The 9,648-nt window shown below is 34.5% G+C and carries 9 protein-coding genes; 8 read left to right on the forward strand and 1 reads right to left on the reverse strand.

Annotated elements, in window-relative coordinates:
• Positions 1 to 253 precede the first annotated feature (253 nt).
• The 7 genes from ACKI3Q_RS04940 (at position 254) to ACKI3Q_RS04970 (ending at position 7,401) form a co-directional block, all read left to right on the forward strand.
• Positions 254 to 1,060, forward strand: coding sequence for an Ig-like domain repeat protein (locus ACKI3Q_RS04940; protein ID WP_407414852.1), 807 nt, complete (start codon positions 254 to 256; stop codon positions 1,058 to 1,060).
• A gap of 166 nt (positions 1,061 to 1,226) precedes the next feature.
• A complete protein-coding gene (gene purC / locus ACKI3Q_RS04945) occupies positions 1,227 to 1,955 on the forward strand; it encodes a phosphoribosylaminoimidazolesuccinocarboxamide synthase (protein WP_407414854.1) in 729 nt (242 codons plus the stop codon).
• Positions 1,956 to 2,222, forward strand: a complete 267-nt coding sequence (gene purS, locus ACKI3Q_RS04950; RefSeq protein WP_407414856.1) for a phosphoribosylformylglycinamidine synthase subunit PurS — start codon at positions 1,956 to 1,958, stop codon at positions 2,220 to 2,222.
• Between the two features lie 10 nt (positions 2,223 to 2,232).
• Positions 2,233 to 2,877, forward strand: a complete 645-nt coding sequence (purQ, locus tag ACKI3Q_RS04955; protein ID WP_407414858.1) for a phosphoribosylformylglycinamidine synthase subunit PurQ — start codon at positions 2,233 to 2,235, stop codon at positions 2,875 to 2,877.
• Positions 2,878 to 2,889: 12 nt separating this feature from the next.
• The gene (cobA, locus tag ACKI3Q_RS04960) at positions 2,890 to 3,600 is read left to right on the forward strand and encodes a uroporphyrinogen-III C-methyltransferase (RefSeq protein ID WP_407414860.1); all 711 of its coding nucleotides are present in this window, start codon (positions 2,890 to 2,892) and stop codon (positions 3,598 to 3,600) included.
• Between the two features lie 8 nt (positions 3,601 to 3,608).
• Positions 3,609 to 5,393, forward strand: coding sequence for a glutamine--fructose-6-phosphate transaminase (isomerizing) (glmS, locus tag ACKI3Q_RS04965; protein WP_407414862.1), 1,785 nt, complete (start codon positions 3,609 to 3,611; stop codon positions 5,391 to 5,393).
• Between the two features lie 373 nt (positions 5,394 to 5,766).
• Entirely contained in the window at positions 5,767 to 7,401 is a 1,635-nt protein-coding gene (locus ACKI3Q_RS04970) for an adhesin (protein WP_407414864.1), read from the forward strand.
• A gap of 16 nt (positions 7,402 to 7,417) precedes the next feature.
• On the opposite strand, the gene ACKI3Q_RS04975 is transcribed toward ACKI3Q_RS04970, so the two are convergent.
• Entirely contained in the window at positions 7,418 to 8,635 is a 1,218-nt protein-coding gene (locus ACKI3Q_RS04975) for an MnmC family methyltransferase (RefSeq protein ID WP_407414866.1), read from the reverse strand.
• 367 nt (positions 8,636 to 9,002) lie between these two features.
• On the opposite strand from ACKI3Q_RS04975, the gene ACKI3Q_RS04980 reads away from it, so the two are divergent.
• Positions 9,003 to 9,221: a hypothetical protein gene (locus ACKI3Q_RS04980; RefSeq protein WP_407414868.1), complete on the forward strand. Its 219-nt coding sequence runs from the start codon at positions 9,003 to 9,005 to the stop codon at positions 9,219 to 9,221.
• Positions 9,222 to 9,648 lie beyond the last annotated feature (427 nt).

A 9,648-nucleotide genomic window follows, 5' to 3' on the forward strand; every position in this document is an offset into this window, starting at 1 on the left:
GGTGCCGAGAATGACTTGCATTCTATTCCTTTCCTTTATTTTTTACACTATTATTTGATTTGGAACTTTATAAACCTTTCTTTTTTAATTTAAGTTACAAATAATGTAAATTTTATTAAATTATTTGATAATTACTTTTTATTTAATATTTTGTCTTCATAATGTAATATTCTCTTCTTTTGAAATTTTTGTTTTTGTGTGTAAAAAGTGAAATAGCTAATTATATTTATTAGGTTTGATATAATGTAGTAACATGAATAAAATAGCTATTTTATTAATATGTGTATTGGCTCTTTTTGCTGTAAGCAGTACATTTGCAGCACAACAGCCACAAATTAATGTGCATGTCGACAATATCAAAGTCGGAGAAACTGCACATGTTCAAATCACTCTGCCGGCTGATGCTACAGGTGTTGTAACTGTTTCAGTTGATGGCCATAATCAAAAGGCCAATATCGTTGACGGAAAAGCGACTGTTAATTTAAATGGATTAAATGAAGGTAAGCATACTATTAAAGTAAAATATCATGGTGAAGGTAATTATTCCGATGCTTCTGCACAAAGTAGTTTAGAAGTAACCAATCCTGCACCGTCTAAGAATAATACTCCTGGAAATGCAAGTGGAGAGCCTGTTAACAACACTCCAGTTAAGAATAACACCAATGTTACTCCGAAAAATAACACTAATATGACTCCTAAGAATAATACTAACGTAACTCCAAAGAATAACACTAATATGACTCCTAAGAATAATACTAACGTAACTCCTGCAAATAAAGGTAATGCAAGTGGAGAGCCTACTAATGCAACTCCAATTGTAATCAATAACGTTACTAACATTACAAACAATACAAATAACACTAACAATACCAATACTACAAATGTTACCAATAATTCAACCAACAATCTGGTAGTTCCAAATACAAATAAACATCCGCCTAAAAAACCGCCGAAACCTAAAAATCCAGGTTTACATTTTAAAAATACTGGTCTTCCAATTGCAGTGGCTATAGTCGTGATTATAGGTATTGTTGGAGGCGTCATATATAAGAAAAGATAATTAACCTTTTCTTCCTTTTATTTTTTTTCAAATTTTCAATCATCCCAATCAAATTACACATCCAATCCACCAAATCCCATCGTCTGTCAAAAAATTCAATATTATTATATAGCATTTTAAACAAAAATTAGTTTATAATATATTATAAAATTTATATGATGATATCATGGAGAAAAAAGAGTTAATTAATTCAGGTAAAGTAAAAAGTGTATTCAACACTGAAAATGATGATGAAGTAATCATTGAGTTTCGTGACGACATGACTGCAGGTGATGGTGCACGTAAGGAAGTCATGGACAAAAAAGGAGCATATAATGCTGTCATTTCTGCTAAAATATTCAAGGTTTTAGAGGAAAACGGTGTTGAAACACAGTTTATAGACTTGCCTGAAGAAAACATAATGCTGGCCAAGAAACTTGAAATGATTCCTATCGAGGTCATTGTCAGAAACATAGCTACCGGTAGTCTTGTGCGCAACTATCCTATCGAAGATGGTACAAAATTGAATCCTCCTATTGTACAGATGGACTTTAAGGATGATGAATATCACGATCCGATGCTTAATGATTCTCTAATCAAAGCGTTAGGCATTGCAACTCAAGAAGAAATTGATATCTTAACCGAAAAGGCATTGAAAATCAATGATATTTTAACTGGATTCTTTAAGGATGCAGGCATTATATTGGTTGACTATAAGGTTGAATTCGGTAAGGACAAGGATGGAAACATCATTTTGGGTGATGAGATTTCTCCTGACGGATGCAGACTATGGGATGCTGAAACTATGGAGATGCTTGATAAGGAACTGTTCAGAGAAGGTAAAGACAGCAAAGTAATGGATGCTTATATAGAAGTTTATAATAGAATTATTCCTGATGATGAAAAGGTGATTTAAATGATATTTGATATTGAGGTTAAAATTTCTCTTAAAAGCGGTATGTTAAACCCTGAAGCTTCAACTATTGAAAGGTCTCTTGATTTGCTCGGTTATGAAGTAAAGAATGCAAAGACCATTGAAATTATTACATTCCAGATGGAAGGGGAAGACAGGGAAGTCATTCGCGAAAATGTTGTAGACATGTGTGAAAGGTTGCTTTGCAATCCTGTAATTCACAATTATAAAATCAATGTAATTCCACAGAACATGGCTTGCGGTAAATAAGGTGGTTTAAGTGAAAATCGGTGTAATTAGATTTCCCGGAACCAACTGTGACAGGGATGTAGCTCACGCTATTGAACTTGTTGGCCTTGAAGCTGAATACGTCTGGTGGAGCAGAGATGACCTGACTGACTATGACGGTGTTGTAATTCCTGGAGGATTTTCCTATGGAGACTACTTGAGGGCAGGTGCAATGGCATCAATCACTCCGGTAATTGATGGAATCAAGGCATTGGTTAAAGAAGAAAAGCCAGTTTTAGGAATATGTAACGGAGCTCAGATTTTAGGTGAAATCGGACTTGTTCCAGGATTATTCATAACAAATGAAAATCCTAAATTCAACTGTGAATGGGTCGATTTGAAAGTGTCAAATACCAGAACCCCATTCACTAAAGAGTTCAAAAAAGGACAGACTGTTAAAATACCTATTGCCCATGCAGAAGGTAGATTTTACACAGAGAATATTGATTTGTTAAAAGATCAGGACCAAATCGTATTGCAGTTTAAGGACAGAAACCCTAACGGGTCAATGGAAGCAATCACAAGCGTTTGTGATGAATCCGGATTGGTATGTGCAATGATGCCTCATCCTGAAAGGGCTTGTGAGGAAATATTGGGCTCAACTGATGGTTTGAACTTCTTTAAAGGATTTTTATAGACAAGTGATAAAATGGTAGTTTATTTGATTGGTGCAGGACCTGGAGATGCAGACTTAATAACTCTAAAAGCTGTTAAAGCACTTAACAAGGCAGATGTTGTCTTATATGATTATTTGGCCAATGAGGAAATATTGGCACATGCTCCTGAAGATGCCGAAACAATATATGTGGGTAAAAAGGCAGGAGAACATTATAAAACTCAAGACCAAATCAACGAATTGATTATAAAGCAGGCACAGGAACATGAAAATGTTGTCAGGCTAAAAGGAGGAGACCCTTTTGTATTTGGTCGTGGAGGAGAAGAAATATTGGCTTTAATGGAACATGATATCAAATTTGAAGTCATTCCGGGTGTCACTTCAGCTATTGGGGCGCCAACATCATTGGGGCTACCGGTAACCCATAGGGCCGTTGCAACGTCAGTTACCATCGTGACTGGCCATGAAGACCCAACCAAGGCTGAAAGTCAGGTTCACTGGGATTATACGGCAGACACCTTAATCATCCTAATGGGAATTGGAAACATTAAGGAAAACACTGCTCAGATAATGAAATATAGGGATAAGGACACTCCAGTTTGCGTTATAGAAAGCGGAACGCTGCCTGATGAAAATGTCATATTCGGAACACTGGAAAATATTTCTGAAAAGGACATTAAGACTCCGGCCATTCTAATTATTGGGGAAGTTGTAGGGCTTTATAAGGATATTTATAATTATTAGGTGTTTACATGTGCGGTATTGTTGGTTGTATATTAATAGATGATGATAAGGATGTAGCTCCTATTCTTTTTGACTGCATTTCAAAACTGGAATACAGGGGCTATGATTCAATTGGACTTGCTACATATGATGAAAAGATTTACGTTAAAAAGGATAAGGGTAAAATCGATGAGGTCAACAGGAAGCTCGATTTGCCTAATATGCCTGGAAATTTCGGCATTGCTCATGTAAGATGGGCTACCCATGGTGATCCGTCAAAGTTAAATGCTCACCCTCAACTGGATGAGGAAAATACCATCGCAGTTGTCCACAACGGAATAATTGAAAACAACTCCCAGATTAAGGCAGATTTAATAGATGAAGGATATACCTTCAAGTCAGACACGGATACTGAAGTAATTCCACATCTCATCCACAAGTTCATGGATGGGGGATTGGATCTGGAGCATGCAGTTAGAAAGACAATCGAAATACTTGACGGAGCTTATGCAATAGCTGCGATATCATCAAGAGAACCCGACAAGATTGTTGCTACAAGAAAGGACTCACCGTTAATTGTCGGATTGGGTGAAGACGGATATTACCTTGCTTCAGACTCACCGGCCATTTTGAAGTATGCAAAGGACATAATCTATCCGGAAAAGGGTGAAATAGTAATTCTGGATAAAAACGGTGTTGTCGTCCATGACGAATTTGACAATCCTATCAACAAGGAAGTTGATACAATCAACTGGACTCCTGAAATGGCGGAGAAGGAAGGATACGACCATTTCATGATTAAGGAAATAAACGAACAGGCAACTGCCGTTAGAAACACACTGACCCAAAGGGATAATATTCAGACAATCATTGACGAATTGGGTGATGTCTCAAGAGTGTGCTTTGTAGCCTGTGGAACATCATATCACGCTTCATTGATAGGAAAATACTTGCTGGAATCATTGGCTGGAATCTCAACAGATGTTATTTTGGCATCTGAATTCAAATATTCTGCAAAAACATTAAAGGAAGACACTTTAGTAATATTCATTTCTCAGTCCGGTGAAACTGCTGATTCACTGAAAGCGCTTGATGTAGCAAACCAAACATCAAAGACTCTAGGAATAGTTAATGTTGCAGGTTCATCAATAACCAGAAGGGCACAGCATGTCATACAAACTCAGGCAGGTCCTGAAATTGGTGTTGCGGCAACAAAGACCTATGTATCACAGCTGACTGCAATATATATGTTTTCAGCATTGATGGCAAAGGATGAAAAGCTTTTGGATGAGCTTGACAAGGTGCCTGGTTTCATTGATGAGGTCCTTGAGGATGTTGAATCAATCAAGGCCATGTCACAAAGATATAATTATGCAAAGGATTTCTTCTATCTTGGAAGAGGGTATTCATATCCTACAGCACTTGAAGGTGCACTCAAGCTTAAGGAAATTTCATACATTCATGGTGAAGGATATGCTGCCGGAGAGCTTAAGCATGGGCCTTTGGCATTGATTGATGAAGGAATTCCTGTTGTTGTAGTTATACCTCCTGGAGACTCTTACAAAAAAACAATGAGTAATCTTGAAGAAGTCAAATCCCGTGGTGCACACGTTCTTGCATTCGGTGCTGCGGACAATGAGGAGCTTCTCGAAAAGGCACCTGAAGTGTTCAAAATCAATTCTGATGTTTCAGAAATTATTGCTCCACTGGTATATATAGTACCTCTTCAACTTTTATCATATTATATTACAATTGAGAAAGGTTTTGACCCTGATAAACCAAGAAATTTGGCAAAATGTGTAACTGTGGAATAAATTCTTTATTCTTTAATTCCACTTTTATTCTCTTTTTATTTTCATTTTAAACGGTTTGAATTAATTATTTTTTTCATTCATTTAAATATGCCATATGTTATGTGCTTATATTGTATGTTAATGTGTTATATATGATTTGAAAAATAAGCACTCTATGACTTTTTAATTATTAAATACTCGTTCTTTGATATTTTTTTTAAAGTACTTGAAAATAAGAACAAATCAATTCCTTTTAATTATGCTTTATTTTAGCTTTTTAGCTCTATTTGTGGTCTTTTTGAAAATACAAAGCTTTTTATAAGAAAACTTTTAAACCATTATACCAACGGTACAAAAGCGATTTTTGTATCTTCATGTTTAACGAGGTTAATATATGTTTAACAAAAAAATCAATTTACTTTTTATAACTCTTGTTTTCATGCTATCACTTTCTGCAGTTGCAGCTTTTGATGTGACTGACGTAAATGGTACTCTTGAAACAAGCGATGGGGATGAGGAACCTCCTTCGGGAGATGCTTTAAATCCTCAAAATGTCATATTGGCTAGTCACGATGATTATTCATTACAGACAAGCGATGTGTCAATGTATTATAAAAATGGAACTAGATACAGTGTAACTTTAATGCATTCTGACATTCCTGTAAGGAATGCTTCTGTTATTATCAACCTTAATGGGATAAATTATACCAGATATACTGACTCCAATGGTCAGGCGTCTTTAGGTATCAATTTGGTTCCGGGAAATTATGCTGTTTCTACATTTTATAACTCTAATTCAGGTATTCTAAGTCTTGATAGTGGTATTGAAGTATTATCCACCTTGGAAGGTCAGGATATTGAAAAAATTTATAAGAATGATACTCAGTATTACATTTCCGCTTTTGACAATTATGGAAATCCTCTAACTGACAGTGATGTTGCATTCAATATCAACGGTGTATTCTATACACGTAAAACCAATGAAAATGGTATTGCCCGTTTGAACATCAATTTAATTCCTGGTGAATATATATTGACTGCTTTCCATGAAAATGGATTGTTATATTCAAATAACATTACAGTTCTTCCGTCCATCAATGGATCAGATATTGTAAAGGTATATAAGAACGGTACCAATTATCATGCACACTTTTTGGATTTGGATGGATCTCCATTGGTAAATAAAGAGGTTACATTCAATATTAACGGTGTATTCTATACAAGAATGACTGATGCAGAGGGTATTGCTACATTAAACATTAATTTAAATCCGGGCACTTATGTCCTGACTGCAATAAATCCTGTCAACGGCGATTTGTTCTGTAATAACATTGGTGTTTTGCCAAGTATTATTTCTTCAAATAGTGTAAGCGACAATAAGACTACCAGATATGAAGTGACATTACTCAATCCAGATTCTTCCATAGCCAAAAACAAAGATATGGAGTTCGTCATTGACGGAAATACATATCAAGTCAAAACGAATGATGACGGTGTGGCAAGCATTGAACTGGATTTGAAAAATGGAATATACAAAATTGTATCTCATGATTTATCTACCGATTTATATGTAAACGATATAATTAACGTGTCTGTAGATAACAATGATGAAGAGGTATTATACTATTCAAAATATGGTGTTTCACCGGATAACAAGACTCTTATGGTAATAGGAAGACCTTCTGCTATAGGGGAAACATCCAAATATGGATACACCTATTATATGACGGTATTTGAAAGAGTCTGTCCATACTGTGGAAGTAATGAACTTTACTGGCATATTTTCTGGGCAGGTGATGAAACTTCTGATGGAGGTATTTTCCCAGCAACAGGCCGCAGGGAAACTGGAAGTGCAGAAGGTAATATTTTCTGTAAACACTGTGATTCCGATTTCAGTATATTCGGAAATGAACACGTCTATTCAGGAGGTCGTACTTTAAAAGTAATTTCTGAATCAGTCTTGTCCTCTAAAGCAGATGCTTACAAATTGAAAAATGGTGAAATGGTTTATTCACCGATTACATATTAAAAAATGGTGAAATGATTTATTTATAATCTCCATTTTTTACTTTTTTTAATTTTTCACGCATATCCAGAATTCTGTCTCTGGAATTGTTTTTTATGCTTTGTTTTTCTTCGTAATTGTTTTCAATCTCAACGATGTATTTCGCTTCGTCAGATGTCGTTGAAGGTATATTCATTTTGGCCAGATTGCGCTCCACTCTTCTTTTCAGTTTTTCGTCATCCATTTCCTGGGCCAGAAATATGGGGGTCTTGACGGCAGAAGATATTTTTGTATTGTGCCTTTCGGCATGTCTTTCCTCGGTTCTTCTCTCCAATATCTCTTCGCTTGAATTGTTGAGGTCCGGATCCCTGAATGGTATTCCAACGTCGGAGAGTGCAATTCTTATTTCATCGTTTTTTGGAAGTGACGTATCCAGCATATCCTGTGATGGACTGGCCAGTGTTCCTCCCTGCTTTCGTCCGAAAATTGGTCCAAGGCCGATATAAAAGCCGACTTCAATGAATGCATCTCTAACTGGTGCTGATGAAGTGTATGTTGCAACGATTCCCGTATCCTTTATTATTCTTCTAAATTCCTTAAAGAAGTCAAGTGAAAACAGCTCGGGAGCCATATTTTGGCTGAAAGGATCTAAAAATATTGCATCGTAGCTATTGTCCTTCAAATTCTGAACGGTCTTTCGGGCATCTTCAACAAAGACGTTGATGTCAATATTTGATGGAATTTCAGTTTTTTCCAGCTCCAAAGTCGCATAGTCCATGGCAATCAGTTCTTTTTCAATGGCTTTTCGCGTAATGTCATGTGCCTTAATCGGAGAAGGTACAAGAAGGCCGCATGCAAGGGTAGCGGCTGATATTTCAACCATATCAATGGTTAAACTGGAATCTTTAGAATTTTTCAAAAAATCATCTATTGCAGCTGATGAGTTATAGCCAAGTCCCGCACAGATGTCCAGGATAGCTATGTCTTTTGTGTAGTCGAACTTCATCGGCTTAATAAATTTCTCAAATGCCTCACTAATTGCACCTGTAGATGTATGTAATGTTTCAATTTTATGATTTATTTCTTTAGAGTTAATAGAATAAGATCCATCATCAGTTAAAACAAAGTAATTGTTATAAGTATCAAAAAAATTGAGCCTACTTTCATTATTTCGACTACATCTTTCATCATCGAAACATTGACTTATCAAATCAAAGATATCGTCATTAATTACACGAGCATTTTTTTCATAATTCATTGTATCTAGTTATATTTTTGATTTTGTAATATAAAAATATATAAAAATTACACAAATATATACAATCATTATATATACTTTACAGTTTAAGTTAAAATTTTTAAAAAAATATGCAGTTTAATCATATTTGATAAAGATTTAAGAACAAAACGTTATTCAAAAAATAGAAATTGTTCATATGTAATGTTATTATAATTTTGATTCTTGATGCTTACTTAATATAACACATACTCCAATTGAAATTATTCAAAAAAATTCATATGCAATATGGGAAACATATATAAAATAAAATATTAGAAAAAATTATTAATTGAAAGATTCATAATTAATTAAAAAGATGTATAATTAATAGTTTAATGGAGTTATTATGATGATTGATAGGGAAGGAGCAATTGCACTGGTCATATCATTTTTCCTGCCAGGTCTAGGTCTTGCATATAGAGGAGATTATAAAAAGGGGATTGGGATTTTCGCAGCTGTTGTGATATGCCACATAATATCAATTTTTTCCTTTACCTTCAGTGTTATAGAGTTTCTCGTGTGGGCATATGGAATGTATGCGACATATGCTGAAGTCAATTACTGAATGATGATGATTGAACTGATGTATTCATATCATTTGACTTCATTTTAGGGATTGATTTTTCAAAAATCCTAATTTTTCCCTACATTCTCAGAAAAAATCAAATTTTTTAAAATTAATTTTAGCTTTAAAATAATTATAAATAATTAAAATGGTTTATTTCTTAAAAATATGAATTTTATGAATTCGGTTAATTAAAATATCAACATATCATTTTTAATCTTATTTTTTATTCTTTTTCCACATTCTAAAAAATTTAAATAATTTATGGCTTGAATTTGGATTAAACAAGCAATATTTGTGTCAATTTTGATAAATAAAGCAATATAATACTAATTTTCGATTCGATAAATTTCCCTATGCCTAATTTTGCTGAAATTTGGAAAATATAATTTTGTTTAATTTTAACCCTTTGCCTAAAAGAGGATTT

Source organism: Methanobrevibacter sp. (assembly GCF_045636185.1).
Lineage (GTDB): Archaea > Methanobacteriota > Methanobacteria > Methanobacteriales > Methanobacteriaceae > Methanocatella.

Excerpts from the sequence above, each read along its gene's own strand:
- ACKI3Q_RS04940 (WP_407414852.1), top strand. The coding sequence starts at position 254 with ATGAATAAAATAGCTATTTTATTAATATGTGTATTGGCTCTTTTTGCT.
- purC (WP_407414854.1), top strand. The coding sequence starts at position 1,227 with ATGGAGAAAAAAGAGTTAATTAATTCAGGTAAAGTAAAAAGTGTATTC.
- purS (WP_407414856.1), top strand. The coding sequence starts at position 1,956 with ATGATATTTGATATTGAGGTTAAAATTTCTCTTAAAAGCGGTATGTTA.
- cobA (WP_407414860.1), top strand. The coding sequence starts at position 2,890 with ATGGTAGTTTATTTGATTGGTGCAGGACCTGGAGATGCAGACTTAATA.
- glmS (WP_407414862.1), top strand. The coding sequence starts at position 3,609 with ATGTGCGGTATTGTTGGTTGTATATTAATAGATGATGATAAGGATGTA.
- ACKI3Q_RS04970 (WP_407414864.1), top strand. The coding sequence starts at position 5,767 with ATGTTTAACAAAAAAATCAATTTACTTTTTATAACTCTTGTTTTCATG.
- ACKI3Q_RS04975 (WP_407414866.1), bottom strand. The coding sequence starts at position 8,635 with ATGAATTATGAAAAAAATGCTCGTGTAATTAATGACGATATCTTTGAT.
- ACKI3Q_RS04980 (WP_407414868.1), top strand. The coding sequence starts at position 9,003 with ATGATGATTGATAGGGAAGGAGCAATTGCACTGGTCATATCATTTTTC.